This window comes from Myceligenerans indicum (assembly GCF_016742955.1).
GTDB lineage: Bacteria > Actinomycetota > Actinomycetes > Actinomycetales > Cellulomonadaceae > Myceligenerans > Myceligenerans indicum.
This window is the reverse complement of sequence record NZ_JABBYC010000012.1, coordinates 22,174-40,344: the sequence shown is the minus strand read 5'-3', so window position 1 is coordinate 40,344 and position 18,171 is coordinate 22,174. Positions and strand designations below refer to the sequence as shown.

General features: G+C 70.8%; 17 protein-coding genes. 6 read left to right on the top strand and 11 right to left on the bottom strand.

The genetic code is table 11. The features are described 5' to 3' along the window. Positions 1 to 13 precede the first annotated feature (13 nt). The gene (gene dxr, locus HGK34_RS09395; protein WP_201846477.1) at positions 14 to 1,174 is read right to left on the bottom strand and encodes a 1-deoxy-D-xylulose-5-phosphate reductoisomerase; all 1,161 of its coding nucleotides are present in this window, start codon (positions 1,172 to 1,174) and stop codon (positions 14 to 16) included. A 65-nt stretch (positions 1,175 to 1,239) separates the two neighbouring features. After that, positions 1,240 to 3,984, bottom strand: coding sequence for a tetratricopeptide repeat protein (locus HGK34_RS09390; RefSeq protein WP_201846475.1), 2,745 nt, complete (start codon positions 3,982 to 3,984; stop codon positions 1,240 to 1,242). Between the two features lie 222 nt (positions 3,985 to 4,206). Between HGK34_RS09390 and HGK34_RS09385 the strand changes: the two genes are divergently transcribed. From HGK34_RS09385 to ehuA, 5 genes are all read left to right on the top strand, one after another. Next, on the top strand, positions 4,207 to 5,211 hold the full coding sequence (locus HGK34_RS09385; RefSeq protein WP_201846472.1) for a DUF8814 domain-containing protein: 1,005 nt from the start codon (positions 4,207 to 4,209) through the stop codon (positions 5,209 to 5,211). 402 nt (positions 5,212 to 5,613) lie between these two features. After that, positions 5,614 to 6,513: an ectoine/hydroxyectoine ABC transporter substrate-binding protein EhuB gene (gene ehuB, locus HGK34_RS09380; protein ID WP_201846470.1), complete on the top strand. Its 900-nt coding sequence runs from the start codon at positions 5,614 to 5,616 to the stop codon at positions 6,511 to 6,513. A gap of 80 nt (positions 6,514 to 6,593) precedes the next feature. After that, positions 6,594 to 7,313, top strand: coding sequence for an amino acid ABC transporter permease (locus HGK34_RS09375; RefSeq protein WP_201846468.1), 720 nt, complete (start codon positions 6,594 to 6,596; stop codon positions 7,311 to 7,313). Continuing rightward, entirely contained in the window at positions 7,310 to 8,158 is an 849-nt protein-coding gene (gene ehuD / locus HGK34_RS09370) for an ectoine/hydroxyectoine ABC transporter permease subunit EhuD (RefSeq protein WP_201846467.1), read from the top strand. The genes HGK34_RS09375 and ehuD overlap by 4 nt, the downstream gene beginning before the upstream one ends. Beyond that, complete coding sequence (gene ehuA, locus HGK34_RS09365) at positions 8,145 to 8,960, top strand: ectoine/hydroxyectoine ABC transporter ATP-binding protein EhuA (RefSeq protein WP_201846465.1); 816 nt, start codon at positions 8,145 to 8,147, stop codon at positions 8,958 to 8,960. The genes ehuD and ehuA overlap by 14 nt, the downstream gene beginning before the upstream one ends. Positions 8,961 to 9,148: 188 nt before the next feature. Here the strand turns inward: ehuA and HGK34_RS09360 are convergent, their stop codons facing one another. From HGK34_RS09360 to HGK34_RS09320, 9 genes are all read right to left on the bottom strand, one after another. Then, positions 9,149 to 9,937 carry an SDR family NAD(P)-dependent oxidoreductase gene (locus HGK34_RS09360; protein WP_201846462.1) on the bottom strand — a complete coding sequence of 263 codons (789 nt, stop codon included), beginning with the start codon at positions 9,935 to 9,937 and terminating at the stop codon, positions 9,149 to 9,151. Positions 9,938 to 10,015: 78 nt separating this feature from the next. Next, complete coding sequence (locus tag HGK34_RS09355; protein ID WP_201846578.1) at positions 10,016 to 10,558, bottom strand: DivIVA domain-containing protein; 543 nt, start codon at positions 10,556 to 10,558, stop codon at positions 10,016 to 10,018. An 8-nt stretch (positions 10,559 to 10,566) separates the two neighbouring features. After that, a complete protein-coding gene (rlmN, locus tag HGK34_RS09350; RefSeq protein ID WP_201846460.1) occupies positions 10,567 to 11,757 on the bottom strand; it encodes a dual-specificity RNA methyltransferase RlmN in 1,191 nt (396 codons plus the stop codon). Beyond that, positions 11,757 to 12,596: a phosphatidate cytidylyltransferase gene (locus tag HGK34_RS09345; RefSeq protein ID WP_201846458.1), complete on the bottom strand. Its 840-nt coding sequence runs from the start codon at positions 12,594 to 12,596 to the stop codon at positions 11,757 to 11,759. The genes rlmN and HGK34_RS09345 overlap by 1 nt, the downstream gene beginning before the upstream one ends. Positions 12,597 to 12,703: 107 nt before the next feature. Continuing rightward, complete coding sequence (gene frr / locus HGK34_RS09340; protein ID WP_201846456.1) at positions 12,704 to 13,261, bottom strand: ribosome recycling factor; 558 nt, start codon at positions 13,259 to 13,261, stop codon at positions 12,704 to 12,706. Between the two features lie 84 nt (positions 13,262 to 13,345). Then, positions 13,346 to 14,101, bottom strand: a complete 756-nt coding sequence (pyrH, locus tag HGK34_RS09335; RefSeq protein ID WP_201846576.1) for a UMP kinase — start codon at positions 14,099 to 14,101, stop codon at positions 13,346 to 13,348. Between the two features lie 238 nt (positions 14,102 to 14,339). Beyond that, positions 14,340 to 15,179: a translation elongation factor Ts gene (gene tsf / locus HGK34_RS09330; protein ID WP_201846454.1), complete on the bottom strand. Its 840-nt coding sequence runs from the start codon at positions 15,177 to 15,179 to the stop codon at positions 14,340 to 14,342. A gap of 33 nt (positions 15,180 to 15,212) precedes the next feature. Beyond that, on the bottom strand, positions 15,213 to 16,166 hold the full coding sequence (gene rpsB, locus HGK34_RS09325) for a 30S ribosomal protein S2 (protein WP_201846452.1): 954 nt from the start codon (positions 16,164 to 16,166) through the stop codon (positions 15,213 to 15,215). A 340-nt stretch (positions 16,167 to 16,506) separates the two neighbouring features. Beyond that, a complete protein-coding gene (locus tag HGK34_RS09320) occupies positions 16,507 to 17,196 on the bottom strand; it encodes a YoaK family protein (RefSeq protein WP_307815877.1) in 690 nt (229 codons plus the stop codon). A 205-nt stretch (positions 17,197 to 17,401) separates the two neighbouring features. Between HGK34_RS09320 and HGK34_RS09315 the strand changes: the two genes are divergently transcribed. After that, positions 17,402 to 18,043 carry a peptidoglycan DD-metalloendopeptidase family protein gene (locus HGK34_RS09315; RefSeq protein WP_244666575.1) on the top strand — a complete coding sequence of 214 codons (642 nt, stop codon included), beginning with the start codon at positions 17,402 to 17,404 and terminating at the stop codon, positions 18,041 to 18,043. The last annotated feature ends 128 nt before the right edge of the window (positions 18,044 to 18,171 follow it).

Genomic DNA, 18,171 nt, shown 5'->3' with positions numbered 1-18,171 from the left:
GGAACAGCACGGCTCAGCCGGCCACCAGGTCCTGGGCACGCCTGCGCGCCCACGCGTCCGCCGCCAGCACGCCGGCGACCGACGACGCGTCGCCCGGCTCGGCCGCATGTGCGTCCACGACGGCGGACACGGTGTCCACGATGTCCGTGAAACGGATCGCGCCGGAGTGGAACGCGTCGACGCACACCTCGTTGGCCGCGTTGTAGACCGCCGGGAACGTGCCCGCCGCCTCGCCCACCTGACGGGCGAGCCGTACGGCGGGGAACGCCTCGTCGTCCAGTGGTGCGAACTCCCAGCTGGCCGCCTGTGTCCAGTCGATCGCGACGTCGACAGGGTCCAGCCGGTCCGGCCACGACAGGCCCAGGGCGATCGGCACGAGCATCCGCGGCGGTCCCGCCTGGGCGATGGTGGACCCGTCGACGAACTCGACCATCGAGTGGATCATCTGCTGCGGGTGCACCACGACGTCCACGCGCGAGAGCGGGACATCGAACAGCAGGTGTGCCTCGATGACCTCCAGCCCCTTGTTGACCAGGGTGGCGGAGTTGGTCGTGATGACCCGGCCCATCGCGAAGTTGGGGTGCCGGAGCGCCTGGGCGGGCGTGACGTCACGCAGCTCGGCACGGGACATCCCGCGGAACGGGCCGCCCGACGCCGTCACCACCAGGCGCCGCACCTCCGCGGCGGTCCCGGACCGCAGGGACTGGGCGATCGCCGAGTGCTCGGAGTCCACCGGCACGATCTGGTCCGGACGGCGCACCGCCGCCTGCACCAGCGGGCCACCGACCACGAGCGACTCCTTGTTGGCGAGCGCCAGTGTGGACCCCGCCTCCAGGGCGGCCAGCGTGGGCCGCAGGCCCACCGACCCGGTGATGCCGTTGAGCACCACGTCGCTGCCTCTTCCCGCGAGGTCCGCGGCGGCGTCGGGCCCTGCCACCACCTCGACGCCGGCGGTGCCCGCGGCGGCCAGTGCCTCGCGCAGCTCGTCCCCGCGTGTGGCGTCGGCCACGGCGACGGCCCGCACTCCGAGCTGGCCGGCCTGCTTCGCCAGACCGGCCACGTCCCTGCCGGCGCTCAGCGCGTCGACGCGGAAACGGTCGGGGTGCCGACGGACGACGTCGATCGCCTGCGTGCCGATGGAGCCGGTGGAGCCGAGGATGGTGACGCTGCGCATCGGCCCATCTTCCCAGATCGCGGAGCATGCCCTGCCCGGGCATTCCCTCCATGGGTCACGGCGGGCTACGACACGGCGGCCCGCGGGTCGCACGCCTCGGACAGGATCGCGAGGGACACGTCCAGATCCTCGCGGTAGCGGGCACCGTGCAGCTCCACCAGGTCGTGCCGGATCGCCACCGCCTCGGTGGCACGCTCCACGGCCTCGTCCGTCAGCCCGAGCGCCATCAGGAGTGACGCGCACGTCGAGCAGGCGCCCGCGAGCTCCGGGCGGAACCGGGCGGGGCACTGCTTCGCCAGGTCACGCAGCAGGCCGACGGCCTCCCGGAGCAGGTCGGCGGCCTCGGCGACGCGGCCGAGGTCCGCGTAGGCCGCCGCCAGGTTCGTGCACGCCGACGCGAGGTCCGCCCGATGGCGGTCGGGATCCCCGTCCGACAGGCGGCGCAGGGTCTCGACCGCCTCCAGCGTCGGCTCCACGGCGCGGGCGGGCTCGCCGAGATCCGCGTACCGCCTCCCGAGGAGTGAGAGCGAGCGGGTCAGGTACAGCTCATGCCGTTCGGGCGCCTCGGCCGCCAGGTCACGGCGTATCGCCACGGCCTCCTGCTCCAGAGGGAGCGCTTCGGCGAACCGACCCAACCGGGAGCAGGTCACGCCGAGGCCGGACAGGGAGGAGGCCAGCATGTGCGCGTACGCCCGGGGGTTCTGCCGGGCGAGCCGGCGGCGGATCGCGAGCGCCTCGGTCTCGAGCGCATGAGCGTGCCTGGCTCGTCCCAGCCCCGACAGGTGCGCCCCGAGCCGGGCGAGCGAGACCGCGAGCTCCCAGTCGTACCGCTCGGGCTCGGCCGCGGCGAGATGCCGACGCATCTCCAGCGCCTCGGTCTCCACCACGATCGCCTCGTCGAGGTGGCCCAGCTCCGCCAGCGCGCGGCTCCGCAGGGACAGCGCGAACGCCAGCTGCGGTTCGACGTCGACCACCTGCCGGCGCGCGATGCGGCGCCACAGGTCCAGCCCTTCGGTCAGGGCCTCCAGCGCCTCGGCGGGTCGGCCGTGGTCCGCGGCCTGCCCGCCACCGATCAACGCCCACGCGAGTTGTGCCTCGTACTGCACCGGATCGCGGCGTACGAGCCGCCGGAGCACCACCACCTCCTCCAGGCCCGCCTCATCGGACTCCGCGTAGCGCCCGAGGGACAGGTTCGCCGTGGAGACCGCTCGCAGGACGAGCGCGAGCTCCGGCTCGTCCCACTCGGAGTCACGGGGCGAGGAGGTGCGCAGGATGCCGAGCGCCTCGGTCAGGACGGTCAAGGCGTCCTGGTATCGCCCCAGGCTGTTGCGCACGACGCCCAGAGCGCACAGTGATCGCGCGAGACACCGGCCGTAGCGTTCCGGATCATCGGCGGCCACGGCGCGCCACGCGGCCACGGCCTCCGACGCGGACTGGAGCGCTTCGGGGTGCCGTCCCTGGACCCACAGTGCCCTGGCCCGGTGCGTGAGTGCGTCGGCCCAGGACGCGGGAGTTCCGTCGAGGTCCAGCAGCCGCGAGGTGAGGGCTTCCAGCAGGCCGCACGGCGGCGCCGGTTGCTGCGGCAGCAGACCGAGCAGGCCGGCGAGCGCGGCGGGGTCGGGTGGCAGGGCGTCGGCGACACGGCCCAGCACCGCCTCGACCGGTGCGCGGCCGGGTTCCGCCGGTGGGTCGATCTGGACACGGCACAGGAGCGTGGCGACGCGGTGGGCGACGGCGGGGGGCAGTCCTCGGGTCCAGCCGTCGGCCAGCCAGGGTGTGGCGGTGAGGCGCCGCGCCACGTGCTGCTCGACCAGGCGGTGCGGCACGACCCTGTCGATGCCGTCCGCCGGGCCTGCCAGTCCGCGCAGCCACGCCACCCCGCCATCGGTCGCGAGCACGGGCGCGGTCCGGCGCAGGGCTTCACGTGCGGCGTCGTCCGAGGCCGTACCGAGCAGCATCCCTGCCGCGACGGCGTCCTCGACGTCGTCGGTGGGCAGGCCGGCACGGCCGGCCTCGGCGAGCCAGCGGCTGCGCTCGTGGTCCAGGAGGGCACCGGGTGCTGATGCGGGGTCGATCTCGACCGGCAGGGCCGCGGGCTGCTCCGCCGCGGATCCACCGTCCGTCACGGCGACGAGGGCGGCGGCGTGCAGGTCGAGCGGGCATACCCGCCCCGCCGGCCGACGTACCGTCAGCGTCGGGACCGAGGTTCCCAGCCGGCGCGCGAACGCCTGGGCGGCCACCGTCGCGAGGGCCTGCTCGTCCTGGTCACGAGGCGGTACGAGGTGGGTGCGCGAGGTCTGCACGTCGCCGTTCCACAGGTCGCTCGCCCAGCGCAGCCGGTACCACCACTCCCGGCCGGTGCGGTCGAGGAGGAGCACACGCAGCAGGCCGGTGGTGGTGGCACGCAGGCGGGTCAGGACGCCGGCGAGGTCGGCGTGCGAGGCGGCGTCGTCGATGACCACGAGCGTGCGCCGGGCCGTCGGTGCGCCGGACGGCCCGGGCCCGGGCGGGGCGTCGTCGGCCGGCCGGATCCACGTGCAGCGCCATCCCGCGCGGGCGAGGCGTCGCACGGCCTCGACGGCGAGGCGGGTCTTGCCCACTCCGCCCGGGCCGGTCATCAGCCGGACCTGCACGAGGTGGCGCGCGCGGCACCAGTCCAGCAGCTCGGTGAGATCGGTGTCGCGACCGGTGAACGGTACGACGCGCCGCTCCGGGTCGAGGAGGCCTATCGGCCCGGCGTCGGAGGGACGGGTCCCGACGGCTCCGGGGGGCGCCACGCGCCGCCACGCCGACCGAGCACGTTCGAGCACCTGGGGGGCTCTTCGGCCATCGATGTCCACACTCATGAGGACTCAGTGAACTCCCCCCGTCCGGGGTGCTCCAGTCCTGTGCGTGATGCGGATCGGGCACCACCAGGAATTTTTCGCTCTTGAACTTCATATCAGCATTCAAGCGACGAAACACGCTAAACGCTACCCCCTGCTCTCAACCCTCACGTTGCGGTTGAACTTGAGGTCACCTAGCGTCGCCGCATGAGCGTTCCTACGGAGCAGAAGCCGAGCAGACCGGTGGTCTCGGTGATGAGCAACGCGCTCATCACGGCGACCGCCGCCACCGTCACCACCGCCGTCGTGGTCGCCGGCACCGCTCTCGCCGCGCCGGCGGCCGCCGAACCACCGGGCACCGCCCTTTCCTCCACCTCACAGTTCGGACCGGCACAGTTCGGACCGGCACAGACCAGACCTGCACAGACCAGGCCGGCACAGACCGGACCGGCACCGTTCGATGATGCCCGGGGCGAGGCCGCGCGGCTGGACGCCGTGAGGGACCGGTCGGGAGCGCCGATCCACCGCGTCTACGCCACGCGCGAAGGACTCACCGGCCACACCACGGCAAACGGCCGGCGCATCAGGCAGAACGACCACTTCGTCGCGTTGCCGTCGCGGCGCGTCCTCTCCGAGGACGACCAGGGGACCCACTCCGTGCGGGTCTGCGCCCCGAGCACGGGGCGCTGCGAGTACGCGCCGGTCTGGGACGTGGGCCCGTGGAACATCGACGACAACTACTGGAACTCCGCCCACTACCGCGAACGTTTCGCCGACCTGCCGCGCGGCGTCCCCGAAGCAGCGGCCGCCCACTACGACGGCTACAACAGCGGCAAGGACGGCTTCGGCCGGTCGGTGCGCAACCCGGCAGGGATCGACCTCGCGGACGGCACGTTCTACGACGGGCTCGGCCTGACGAGCAACGCCTGGGTCGACGTCACGTTCCTCTGGCTCGGGGACGGCCCGACGGGCACGATCCGCACCGGCACCGGGGAACCCCTGAACGTCCGCTCTGGCCCCGGCACGAGCTACGCCAAGGTCGGCACGGCGGCCGCCGGGGCCCACGTCACGATTGAGTGCACGGTCTGGGGCCAATGGATCGACGGCCACCTGGGCAGCACCCCCCTGTGGAACAGGATCGGCCCGGGGCACTTCATCTCGGACGCGTACACGCGCACCGGCACGGGCCGTCCTGTGGCCCCTCCCTGCTGACAACCCTCCTCCCCCGTCGACAGCCCCGCCCGCGGCGACGTGGGTGACACCGGGTGCGGATCGCGAGCTGGACCATACGGACTGGAACGGGCCCGTAGCGACAGCGAGTGATGCCATGGACGATCACAGGCAGGGTCTCGAAGAGGTAACGAATTGTCGGCACCGCGCGATGGTTCGAACACACCGGCGAGCAGTCCTCGAAAAGATGCATCAGTGCAGGTCAGGAGCTATTTATGAGCCGATCCCCGCCACTGGCACCCCAGTGCGCGAGAGCACCGACACTCTGTTCCTCCTGTCGTTGAGAACCCAGACGGCATCGGCATAAGGTCAAACCCAATCCAGGCAAACCCGAACCGGCGTGCCAGGTCGGCGCGCCGCGTGAAACCGAAAGGTCGTGGCCACATGGCCCTCCGACGCAAGAACGCTCTGGTCGCTCTGTCCGCGATCGGCGCCCTCGCCCTGGCCGCCTGCGGGAGCGGCGACGATTCCGGTGACGGCGGCGACGGCGGCGACAGCGGCATGGGCACCCTGACCATCGGCATCGCCAACGAGCAGCCCTACGGCTACATGGGCGACGACGGCGAGGCCGCGGGCTTCGATCCGCAGATCGCGCGCGAGGTGCTCAGCACGATGGGCTACTCCGAGGACGACCTCGAGTTCAAGGTCGTCGAGTTCGGACAGCTCATCGGCGGCCTCCAGGCCCAGCAGTTCGACCTGGTCGCGGCAGGTATGTACATCAACGCGGACCGTAAGGAGCAGGTCCAGTTCTCCGACCCGGACTACTGCACCAAGGAATCGTTCGCGGTCGAGGCGGGCAACCCGAAGGACATCGTCGACTACCAGTCCTTCGCCGAGAACCCCGACCTGACGATGGCCGTCGCCAGCGGCACCGTCGAGGTGGGCTACGCCGAGGCTGCCGAGGTCGCCGACGAGCAGCTCAAGCCGTACTCCGGCATCGACCAGATGTACGACGCGCTCGCGGCCGGTGAGGTCGACGCCGTCAGCGGCACGGCAGCCACCGTCAGCGGCCAGGTCAACAGCCGCGACAGTGTCGAGGCCGTCGAGGCGTTCATCCCGAAGGACGCCGCGGGCGAGGAGACCCTGCCGTGCGGTGGCTTCGCCTTCCGTCTCGACGACACCGAGTTCCGTGACGAGTTCAACACGGAGCTCAACAAGCTGCGCGAGGACGGCACGACGACCGACATCATCACGTCCTTCGAGGACGCGGACGGCAACCCGTACTTCACGCCGGAGGACGTCGAGCTGGCCAACGGACTCACCGTCGACGACTTCACGAAGTGACAGACCTGACGTGACGCGGGCTCCGGGGCTGCTCGCCAGCTCCCGGAGCCCGCGCCGCACTATCGGAAAGGTTCATATTCGTGGACTCTTGGCTCCTGTCAGGTAGCCAGTACCGCCTCCTGGTCGAGGCATCGGGGACGACGGTGCAGATCCTCGTCTACTCGTTCGTCGTGGGGATCATCCTGTCGCTCGTGGTGGGCGTCGCCCGCCTCTCCGCGAACGTCTGGGTCCGGGGCGTCGCCCTGGCGTTCGTCGAGTTCGCTCGCGGCATCTCCTCGATCATCCTGCTGTTCATCGTGGCGATCGCGCTGCCCATCCTGTTCGGGGCCGAGCAGGCGCCGCTGATCCTGCTCGCGACGATCGCGCTCGGCATCAACATGGGCGGCTACGGCGCGGAGATCATCCGCGGAGCGATCCAGGCCGTGCCGAAGGGACAGACCGAGGCGTCGATCTCCCTGAACCTCAGCCCCGCCCAGCGACTGCGCCACGTCATCCTGCCGCAGGCGCTGACGATCATCCTGCCCCCCATGGGCAACCTGACCATCGAGATCCTCAAGGGCACCGCACTGGTCAGCCTCGTCGGCATGACCGACGTCATGCAGATGGCGCGCAACATCCGCCAGCAGCAGCTGGCCGATGCGGTCGGTACCCAGCCGGTCCTGTTCCTCAACGTGCTCATCCTCTACTTCATCCTGGCGCAGGTGATCAACCTGCTGTTCAAGCTCGCCGAAGCCGCGGTGGCCAGGCGGTACGAGGGCGGTCCCGCACTGACCGAGGCCGAGCTGGAGGCGATCCGATGAGCACCGCGACCCATGAGGAGAGCACACCGGACATGGAGCAGTTCCACCCGCACCGGCGCTGGTACCGACGGCCGAGCGTCGTCGTGCCGGTGGTACTCGTGGTCCTCGGGTACTCCATCCTGGTCAGCCCCTTGATCCAGGAGCAGAACTTCTTCCGGCCGGATGTCACCGCCGACGGCAGCGTCTCGTTCGACTGGAACTTCTTCATCCACCTGACACCGCTGATGCTTCAGGGACTCGTCGTCACGGTGAAGGCGACGCTGATCGGCTTCCTGCTCGCCGTCGTGCTGGGGTTCTTCCTCGCGCTCGGACGGCGTTCGCACCGACGCTGGCTGAGCTGGCCGGTCACGGCCGTGATCGAGTTCATCCGGTCCACGCCGCTCCTGGTCCAGCTGTTCTTCTGGCAGGCGCTGGTGCGCTCGTCGGAGGGGATCAACCTCCAGCCGATCACGATCCTCGCGCTGGGCCTGGGCATCCACTACGCCACCTACTGCTCGGAGGCGTACCGGGCGGGGATCAACAGCGTGGACAAGGGCCAGTGGGAGGCGTCCACGGCGCTGAACCTCAGCCCGGTGACCAGCTGGACCCGGGTCGTGATCCCGCAGGCCGTGCCGAACGTCCTGCCCGCGCTCGGCAACTATCTGGTGGCCGGCTTCAAGGACGCCCCGATGGGTGTCGCGGTGAACGTGCACGGCCTGCTGTTCTTCGCGGACCAGGTGCGCAACGACACGTTCCGCGCCACCGAGCCCTACCTGATCGCCGGCGTCGGCTTCCTGCTGGTCAGTCTCCCGGCGGCGTGGCTCGTCCGCCGACTCGAGAAGAGGATTTCCTATGAGCGTGTCTGAGAACACGACGACGAACGACGTCTCCGCCAAGGGCGCCGCGGGCGTCCGGATGCGCGGCGTGACCAAGGCGTTCGGTCAGAACGTCGTGCTCCGTGACCTGGATCTCGATGTGGGCCCGGGTGAGAAGGTGGTCATCATCGGTCCTTCCGGCTCCGGGAAGACCACGATCCTGCGCACCACGATGACACTGGAACGGATCGACTCCGGAACGATCGAGGTGGGCGGGCGACAGCTCTACCACGAGAAGGTCGGGGACACGCTGAAGCCCGCTCGCGAGAAGCACATCCGGGAAGTGCGCTCCGACATCGGCATGGTGTTCCAGCACTTCAACCTGTTCCCGCACATGACGGCGCTGGAGAACATCATGCTGGCGCCCATGAAGGTGCACGGGAAGTCCCGCCAGGAGGCGCAGACCCTCGGGATCGAACTGCTCGACAAGGTCGGCCTGGCCCACGCCGTGAACCAGACGCCGGGGCAGCTCTCCGGCGGTCAGAAGCAGCGTGTCGCGATCGCCCGGTCACTGGCGTGCGAGCCGAAGGTGATGCTCTTCGACGAGGTCACCTCCGCCCTCGACCCCGAGCTCGTGGGTGAGGTCCTCAACGTGCTGCGTGACATCGCCGAGGAGGGCCGCACGACCATGATGCTGGTGACCCACGAGATGGGCTTCGCCCGCGAGATGGCCGACCGCGTCCTGATGTTCGACGGCGGTCAGATCGTCGAGTCGGGCCCCCCGGCGGACGTGCTGGGCAACCCGCAGCAGGAACGGACCAAGGCCTTCCTGGGCGCGGTCAAGTCCCACTGACCGCCACACCCCGCCACCGCCGGGAGGCCGGACGCCGGGGCTGTCCGCCGAGCAGTCGGCGGACGGCCCCGGCGCTGCGCACCCCCGCCCGGCCCGCCCGGCAGGGTCCGCCGGGCAAGGTCCGCCGGGCAGGGCTCGCCGGGCAGGGTCCGCCGGGGCGGGCGGCGCACAGGTGGAGGCGGCGCCGCCTACTTGGGCTGCATGCGGATCGCGCCGTCGAGGCGGACGACCTCACCGTTGATGAAGGGGTTCGCCACGATGTGGCGAACCAAGGACGCGTACTCCGCCGGGGAACCGAGGCGCGACGGGTGCGGGATCTGCGCCGCGAGGCTCGCCTGCACGTCCTCCGGCATCCCGGCCATCATCGGAGTCTGCATGATGCCGGGCGCGACCGTCACCACGCGCACCAGGAGCTTCGACAGGTCGCGAGCGATCGGCAGCGTCATCGCCGCGACCCCGCCCTTGGACGCCGCGTACGCGGCCTGACCGATCTGACCGTCGTAGGCGGCCACCGAGGCGGTCGACACGACCACACCCCGTTCAGGAGTCTCCGGTCCGCCCGGGACCTGTCCGACGCCGGGCTCGTTCGCCACCATCGCCGCGGCCGCCAGTCGTGTCACGTTGAACGTGCCGACGAGGTTCACCCGGACCGTGCGTTCGAAGACGTCCAGCGGCGCCGGACCCTCCCGGCCCACCGTCCGGCCAGCCGTCGCGACCCCGGCGCAGTTCACCACGACCCGCAGCGGCGCCGCCTCCTGCGCGGCGTCGACCGCGGCCTGCACCTGCTCCTCGCTGGTGACGTCCGCGGCGACGAACCGGGCGCCGTGCCCGATCTCCCGCGCGGCCTCCTCGCCACGTGACGACGGAAGATCCACCAGGATCACCGATGCTCCGTCGTCGGCCAGTGCCCGCGCCGTCGCGAACCCGAGGCCCGACGCCCCGCCCGTGACGATCGCCGATGCTCCGTCCAGCTTCATGCTGCCTCCTCAATGAGGTACGTGCCGCGCGGGGTCTCCGCGCCTGACGAGGGACAGCCTATGAGGTCGTGAACCGCCTCACTCGACGCCCAGCAGGACCTCGACCGCGCGGGAGAAGAACGCGTCCACGGACGCCTCCTCGTAGGCCTCCGGCCCCCGGGCACGGCCGAAGGTCGCCGCACGGACGTCGGAGGCCGACAACGGCTCCTGCCGGTCGAAGTAGCCGACGAGCCGATCGCACATGTCGTCGACGTCGTCCACGTTGTAGCCCTGCTGGCCCCGCTCCGCGGGCGCGAACTTCTCGCCGTCGGGCCGGCCCAGGCGGCCGTAAAGGGTCCTGGCCCGCTCCGCCAGCGCGTTCATCCAGGCCTGCTGACCGTTCGCGGACACGTACTCGGCTCGCTGCCGCGCGATGAAGGCGGCTTCGAGACGGTCCAGCGCCGCATCGACCTCGTGCGTGTTGTACCCGCCGCGGACCAGGTCAAAGGTCGACGCCTGAATATCAGCACTGGTCACACGCTCTGCCGTGCGGCCCTCGTATGCCTGGCGGGCGTGTTCGAAGAACTCGTCCACCTCTTCCCTGTCGTAGCCGGTGCGGTACGGGGGAACGTTGTTGAACATGCCACCACTCACTCGTCGTCCTCCTCAGCGGCCAGCTGTCCGCAGGCGCCGTCGATGTCGCTGCCGCGCGTGTCCCGGATCGTCGTGGGAATCCCATGTCCGCGCAATCGTGCCACAAACTCGTCCTCGACCTCGCGATCACTGGCCGTCCAGATCGAACCGGGCGTGGGGTTCAGGGGGATCGGGTTGACGTGCACCCAGCCCTTGCCGCGCGCGTTGAGCTTCTTCGCGAGCAGGTCGGCGCGCCAGCCATGATCGTTCATGTCCTTGATCAGCGCGTACTCGATCGACACACGGCGGCCCGAGACCTCGTAGTAGTGCCGGGCCGCGTCGATGGCCTCGTCCACGCTCCAGCGTGTGTTGATCGGTACGAGCTCGCTGCGCAGATCGTCATCAGGTGCGTGCAGGCTCAGCGCCAGCGTCACCGGGATGCCCTCGTCGGCCAGCTTCCTCATGGCCGGGACCAGGCCCACCGTCGACACGGTGATGTTGCGGGCGCTCATCCCCAGGCCGTCGGGCTGCGGGGCGACGAGCGTGCGCACGGTCTCGATGATCGCCTTGTAGTTCGCCAGCGGCTCCCCCATGCCCATGAACACCAGGTTGTTCAGGCGTGCGGGGCCACCCGGGATCTCCCCGCGGTCGAGCGCGCGGAACGCAGCGCGCACCTGCTCGAGGATCTCGGCCGTGGAGAGGTTCCGGGTCAGGCCGAGCTGGCCGGTGGCGCAGAACGGGCACGCCATGCCGCACCCCGCCTGGCTCGAGACGCACAACGTGGTCCGGTGCGGGTACCGCATGAGGACGGACTCGACCTTGGCGTCGTCGAACAGGTGCCAGAGCGTCTTCACCGTTGTCCCGCCGTCGGCCTCCATGACCTTGGTGGGACGGATGAGCTGCGGGAACATCGTCTCCGCGAGCGCGGCGCGGCTGGCGGCCGGCAGGTCCGTCATCTCCTCCGGGTCGGAGGTGAAGTGAGTGAAGTAGTGCGTGGCGAGCTGCTTGGCCCGGAACGGCTTCTCCCCTGCCTCCACGACCGAGGCCACGCGCTCGTCGGCGCTCAGGTCGGCGAAGTGGCGCGGCGGCTTGCCACGCCGCCGGGGCGCCATCTGCAGCGGGATGGGCCGCGTCTCGTCGCCCGGCCGGACCTGGGAGACGGCGTCCTGGGAGGCAGAGACGCGGGGAGCAGAGGAAGGAAGAGACATCAGGCGACCACCGAGAGGACGAGATAGACGAAGGGTGCGGTCAACAGGAGGGAATCCAGCCGGTCGAGCACGCCCCCGTGCCCCGGGAGCAGCGAACCCATGTCCTTCAATTCTAGGTCGCGCTTGAGGAGCGACTCGGCCAGGTCGCCGATCGTCGCCGTGACGGCCGTCAGCACACCGAGCACGACACCGACGAGCGGGTCGACGCCGAAGCCGTAGACGGCACCCAGCACACCGACGGCGGAGGCCAGCACCAGGGAGCCCATCAGGCCTTCCCACGACTTCTTCGGGCTCACCGTCGGAGCCAGCGGATGGCGCCCCAGCAGCACTCCCGCGACGTAGCCACCGGTGTCGTTCGCGACCGCCAGCAGGACGAACAAGGCGACACGGCGTTCGCCGTCGGGCTGCGCCAGCATCAGGGCGACGAAGCCACCGAGGAACGGCACGTAGGCGGCGCCGAACGTGGCCGCCGCCGCGTCACGGATCGCCGAGGCGCCCGAACCGTCCAGCGCCCGCCACACCACGCATGCGCCCACGGTGAGCACGAAGGCGACCAGCAACGCCTCGGCGCCGCCGTAGTAGGCCGACACCAGCATCCCGACGGAACCGGCGAACAACGGCGTCATCGGCAGCCGCAGCCCGCGCCGCGCGAACGCCTGCCGCAGTTCCCACAGCCCCGCCCACATGAGCAGGACCTCCAGCCCCAGGAAGGGCTCGGGACGCCAGTACAGCGATGCTGCGACGGCGGCGAGCAGAAGCAGGCCGACGGTGATCGCGGCCGGCAGGTTGCGGCCCGCGCGCGATGTCCGGCCTGCGGCCGGTTCCGGCGACCGTGGCATCGGGACCTCGCTCGGGAAAGGCGCTGGTGGGGCAGTGCGCGGCTGGACCGGACCGGACTGGGCCGGGCGGCTGGACGGGACGGGACGGGGCTGGGTGCGGCGCGGCATCAGACCTCGAGCAGCTCGCTCTCCTTGCCCGCGAGCAGCGCGTCCACGGCCTCGACGTGACGCTTGGTCAGGGCCTCGAGGTCCTTCTCGGCACGGGCCACCTCGTCCTCGCCCGCCTCACCGTCCTTGACGATGCGGTCGAGCGTGTCCTTGGCCTTGCGCCGCACGTTGCGCAGCACGACGCGGGCATCCTCCGCCTTGTGCTTGGCGAGCTTCACGTAGTCGCGGCGGCGCTCCTCGGTGAGGGCGGGCATGATCACGCGGATCGCGTTGCCGTCGTTGGACGGGTTGATGCCGAGGTCCGACTCGCGCAGGGCCTTCTCGATGGTGTTCATCGAGCTCTTGTCGAACGGGGAGATGAGCACCGTACGTGCGTCCGGGATGTTGAACGACGCCAGCTGCTGCAGCGGCGTCGGAGCCCCGTAGTAGTCGACGGTGATCTTGTTGAACATGCCGGCGTTCGCGCGTCCGGTCCGGATCCCCGCGAAGTCCTCCTTGGCGACCTCGATCGCCTTCTCCATCTTCTCCTCGGCTTCGAGGAGTGTCTCGTCGATCACCGGTACTCCTGTCTCTTGCTGCTGGTGGGCGTTGGGGCACTGCTAGGTCACTCTAGTCCGAGGAGGTGAAGCGAGCCGGTGGCCCTACCGCGCGGTCACGAGCGTGCCCAGCGGTTCTCCCTGGAGGGCACGCGTCACGTTACCGTCCCCTTCCATGCCGAACACCCGCATCTGCACGTCGTTGTCGCGGCACATGCTCAGGGCGGTGGCGTCCATGACCGCCAGCCCCTTGACGAGGGCCTCGGTGTAGGTGACGTGGTCCAGCTTCCGGGCGTCCGGCACCTTGCGCGGGTCTGCGTCGTACACGCCGTCGACCCCGTTCTTGCCCATCAGCACCTGCTCGCAGTGCGTCTCGAGCGCACGCTGCACGGACACGGTGTCCGTCGAGAAGTAGGGCAGCCCCGCGCCGGCGCCGAAGATGACGACACGGCCCTTCTCGAGATGCCGGATGGCTCGCAACGGGATGTACGGCTCTGCGACCTGCCCCATGGCGATCGCCGTCTGGACCCGCGTGGTGACACCGTCCTGCTCGAGGAAGTCCTGCAGCGCGAGGCAGTTCATCACCGTGCCGAGCATGCCCATGTAGTCCGCACGCGCCCGGTCCATGCCCGCCTGGCTCAGCTCGGCACCGCGGAAGAAGTTCCCGCCGCCGACGACGATCGCCACCTGGGTCCCGCTGCGCACCGCGTCACCGACCTCGACGGCGATACGTCGCACGACCCCGGCGTCCAGTCCGACGCTGCCACCACCGAACGCCTCACCGGAGAGCTTCAGCAGCACCCGTCGTGCGGGATTGCCCTCGGAGTCGACGGCCTTTCCCGTCGTCGCGTGCGGTGTCATCGCGGCCGCCGTGGGCAGCAGACGCTGCCCCTGACCGCCGAGGTCGTCCTGATCGCTCACGTGCCTCGCCCTTCGTTCGTGATGGTCCCCTGAGAAAATCGTGCCGCAGACGCGGTCCCCCCGCGCATCTCCTCGGCTCGGCTCGCGTGTCCTGTCCTCGGACGACGCCCGAGCCACACCGTCGTCATACACCGGTGGCCCGGCCCGCCTGGGAGCGGACCGGGCCACCGGTGATGCGTCAGGAACCGACGCGGAAGCGGACGAACGCCTGCAGCGTGCCGTTCGCGCCGGCGACGTACTTGCCGACCGTCGTCTTCGAGTCCTTCGCCAGCGGCTGGTCCACCAGCACGACCTCCTTGAAGAAGCCGTTCAGGCGGCCCTCGACGATCTTCGGGAGCGCGGCCTCGGGCTTGCCCTCGGCGATGGAGCGCTCGCGAGCGATCTCCCGCTCCTTTTCGACGACGTCCGCCGGGACCTCGTCGCGGGTCAGGTACTTCGGTGCCAGGGCTGCCACGTGCTGGGCCACGTCCTTGGCCACGGCCGCACCTGCCTCGTCCGTCACCACGACGACGCCCACGCTCGGCGGCAGGTCCTTCGCCGTCCTGTGCAGGTAGGTGGTGACCTTCGGCCCCTCGACGCGAGCCGCGCGGCGCAGCACGACCTTCTCGCCCAAAGTCGCGCCCTCGGCGGCGATCAGGTCGGCAACCGTGCCGTCTCCGGCGGGCGCGGCCGAGGCGGAGACCTCGTCCGTGGCACCGGCGGCAGCGGCGGCGGCGAGAACGGCGTCGGCCAGCGCGATGAACTTCTCGTTCTTCACGACGAAGTCCGTCTCGGCGTTCAGCTCGATCATCGTGGCGACCTGGCCGTCGGCCGTGTCGGACACCGTGACCGCGACGAGGCCCTCGGACGTGGCGTTGCCCTCGCGCTTGGCGGCGCGGGCGAGGCCCTTCTTGCGGATGACCTCGATGGCCTTCTCGGCGTTGCCGTCGGCCTCGTCCAGGGCCTTCTTCACGTCGAGCATGCCCGCGCCGGTCTTCTCGCGCAGAGCCTTGATGTCAGCGGCGGTGTAGTTCGCCATTGTCGTTCGTCCTCCGTGCAGGTAGGTCGGCTGTCACTTCTCGGTGGGCTCGGCGGCGGGGGTCGCAGCCTCCGCGGGCGCCTCGGCCTCGGCGGCCGGAGCAGCCTCCGCCGGCGCCTCAGCCTCAGGAGCAGCCTCGGCGGCGGGAGCGGCCTCGGCGGCGGGCGCCTCAGCGGCCTTGTCCTCAGCGGCCTTGCCCTCGGCGGCCTTGTCCTCGCCCGACAGGAGCTCGCGCTCCCACTCGGCCAGCGGCTCGGCCTCGGCGGAGGCCTCCGCCTCGGCACCCGTCTTGCCGGAGTGGCGCTTCATGAGGCCCTCGGCGGCCGCGTCGGCGATCACGCGCGTGAGCAGGCTGACGGAGCGGATCGCGTCGTCGTTGCCCGGGATGGCGTAGTCGACCATGTCGGGGTCGCAGTTGGTGTCGAGGATCGCCACGACGGGGATGCCCAGCTTGCGGGCCTCGTCCACCGCGAGGTGCTCCTTGTTCGTGTCGACGATCCACACGGCCGAGGGAACCTTGGCCATGTCGCGGATGCCGCCGAGCGTGCGCGTGAGCTTGTCCTTCTCGCGGCGCAGCACGAGGAGCTCCTTCTTCGTGAGGCCGGAGCCGGCCACGTCGTCGAAGTCGATCTCCTCGAGCTCCTTGAGGCGCTGCAGGCGCTTGTGCACGGTGGAGAAGTTGGTGAGCATGCCGCCCAGCCAGCGGTGGTTCACGTACGGCATGCCGACGCGCGCGGCCTGTTCGGCGACCGCTTCCTGCGCCTGCTTCTTGGTGCCGACGAAGAGGATGGTGCCGCCGTGGGCGACGGTCTCCTTGACGAACTCGTAGGCACCGTCGATGAACGACAGCGACTGCTGGAGGTCGACGATGTAGATGCCGTTGCGCTCGGTGAAGATGAAGCGCTTCATCTTCGGGTTCCAACGGCGGGTCTGGTGTCCGAAGTGGACACCGCTCTCGAGGAGCTGACGCATGGACACGACGGCCATGACACGTCCTTCCGGTGCACGGCCGGGCTCTGCCCGCTCCGGTGCACACGATCAGGCGGCGGTAGCTCACGCTCCCGCCGCGGTTCCGGTTCTCCGACGGCCGCCGCTCGACGGCCGCCCCTGGCGCCACCCCGTCCGGCGCCGCCAAGGGCCGAAACCCCGGGCGGACCGCTGCCGTGACAGGCACACGTGACGCGCGATGTCGATCGATGCCGGCCGGCAGGTGCAGGCTCAGCACAGCGATCGCGGCTCGAAGTCTACCGGACGCCGACGGCGCCGAGCAGGGTCCTGCGTGTGATCCTCGTGCGGGTCCGGCGACGTCACGCCACGCGGCACGCGGTCAGCCGTGCCGCAGATGCCCGACGACCGTCACCGTCAGGCTTCCGAGGCCCGCGACCACCATGCCCAGCCCCACGCCGGCACCCCCGGCGACGTTCAGCAGGGTTGCTCCCACCGCCGCGCCGACGAGGATGAGCACGACGGCGAGCAGTCTGCGCGCCCAGTTCTCGCCGCTGCCCTGGGCAAGGCGAGAGTCCGCCGCCAGTCCCGTGAGCGTGGAGGTGACCACGACGGTCGTGACGTCCTTGACCGCGATCCGCCGGGCCGCCGCAGCCTGCAGGCCCATCGCGACCGCGAGGACGCCGGTCACGGTGAAACCCCAGACCGTCCCTTCGACCGGTGGCTCCACCATGGCGGCGACCCCGAGTCCGGTCGCGATCGTCCCGGTGACCGCGAAGGCGACGGTCGACGCGCGGGCCCAGTCCCGGGGGGCGGCATTGGTCAGCCGGCCTCCGATCAGCGCACCGACGAAGAACGCACCGAGCGCGAGGAGCGGCCCGGCGATCGGGAGATCGTCGCCGCCCGCGAGCGCCATGCCGAGGATGACGACGTTGCCGGTCATGTTCGCGATGAAGACGCGGTCGAGGCCGAGATAGCCGACGGCGTCGATGATCCCTGTGGTGAAGGTCAGCACGAGCATCAGCACGAGCTGGGAGGGGATCCGGGAACCGGCGGCGGAAGGGGTGCTCACGCCGTCATGGTGCCACGGCGGGCGACCGCCGGATGCGACGGCGACCCGTCGTGGACAGTGCGGCCAGGAGGTCTTCCGGACGATCCTGAAGATGTCGAGCGGGATACGGTGCCGACGCCGACGCGACGCTGTGGATTCTCGAGGTTGTGCACAAAGCTTGTCCGGTGCCCTCGCCCGACGGCCGTCCGCGCATCAGGCTCGTGGCATGCGCCCTGTCACCGTGATTCTCCTGACGCTCATGCTCGTCGTCCTGTCGGCGAACCCCTCGGGTGGGGTGGCTGATGCTGCGGTGGGCCCTGCTCGAGGCGACGGCCGGGCGGCGTGGACGGTCCGCGGCGGGACGCCGCTTCCGGGACGGCCGGTGTCCCGCGTGTCGGGGACGGACGGGTCGGCGTCCCGCGCGGCAGGGACGGGCCGGTCGGTGTACGTGCCCCCGCTGGACGGTTCGCGTCCTCCGGTCGCCGTCGAGCGCGGGTTCGATCCGCCGGGCAGCCCCTGGGGCGCGGGCCATCGGGGCGTGGACCTTGCCACGACCACCGGTGCGGAGGTCCGGGCTCCCGCGGCCGGGACGGTGGTGTTCGCCGGCAGGGTCGCAGGGCGGGGCGTGGTCGTGGTGGCACATGCGGACGGCTTGCGCTCGAGCCTCGAGCCGGTGGCCGCGGCGGTCCCGGCCGGCACGCCGGTAGTCGCCGGCGAGCGGGTCGGGACGGTCGCGCGGAGCCCGTCGGGGCACTGCGGCTCCTCGCCCTGTGTCCACTGGGGAATCCGTCGGGACGGTCGCTACCTCGATCCGCTGGCGCTGCTGCGCCAGGATCGTCCGGTGATCGTGCTGCTGCCGGGTGATTGACCCCGGCTCGCCCGGACCAGCCCGCATCCTGTCGCACCACGATGCGGGAACGTCGAGCCGGAGTCCCGGAAGGCCGTGCGCGGGATGCGTCGCATGGTGCTGGACGTCGAGCCGGAGACCCGCGGAGG

What these genes read in the sequence shown, in the direction of transcription:
- dxr (WP_201846477.1), bottom strand. Translation starts at nt 1,174, where the DNA reads ATGCGCAGCGTCACCATCCTCGGCTCCACCGGCTCCATCGGCACGCAG.
- HGK34_RS09385 (WP_201846472.1), top strand. Translation starts at nt 4,207, where the DNA reads ATGAGCGTTCCTACGGAGCAGAAGCCGAGCAGACCGGTGGTCTCGGTG.
- ehuB (WP_201846470.1), top strand. Translation starts at nt 5,614, where the DNA reads ATGGCCCTCCGACGCAAGAACGCTCTGGTCGCTCTGTCCGCGATCGGC.
- ehuD (WP_201846467.1), top strand. Translation starts at nt 7,310, where the DNA reads ATGAGCACCGCGACCCATGAGGAGAGCACACCGGACATGGAGCAGTTC.
- ehuA (WP_201846465.1), top strand. Translation starts at nt 8,145, where the DNA reads ATGAGCGTGTCTGAGAACACGACGACGAACGACGTCTCCGCCAAGGGC.
- HGK34_RS09360 (WP_201846462.1), bottom strand. Translation starts at nt 9,937, where the DNA reads ATGAAGCTGGACGGAGCATCGGCGATCGTCACGGGCGGGGCGTCGGGC.
- HGK34_RS09355 (WP_201846578.1), bottom strand. Translation starts at nt 10,558, where the DNA reads ATGTTCAACAACGTTCCCCCGTACCGCACCGGCTACGACAGGGAAGAG.
- rlmN (WP_201846460.1), bottom strand. Translation starts at nt 11,757, where the DNA reads ATGTCTCTTCCTTCCTCTGCTCCCCGCGTCTCTGCCTCCCAGGACGCC.
- HGK34_RS09345 (WP_201846458.1), bottom strand. Translation starts at nt 12,596, where the DNA reads ATGCCACGGTCGCCGGAACCGGCCGCAGGCCGGACATCGCGCGCGGGC.
- pyrH (WP_201846576.1), bottom strand. Translation starts at nt 14,101, where the DNA reads ATGACACCGCACGCGACGACGGGAAAGGCCGTCGACTCCGAGGGCAAT.
- tsf (WP_201846454.1), bottom strand. Translation starts at nt 15,179, where the DNA reads ATGGCGAACTACACCGCCGCTGACATCAAGGCTCTGCGCGAGAAGACC.
- rpsB (WP_201846452.1), bottom strand. Translation starts at nt 16,166, where the DNA reads ATGGCCGTCGTGTCCATGCGTCAGCTCCTCGAGAGCGGTGTCCACTTC.
- HGK34_RS09315 (WP_244666575.1), top strand. Translation starts at nt 17,402, where the DNA reads ATGCGCCCTGTCACCGTGATTCTCCTGACGCTCATGCTCGTCGTCCTG.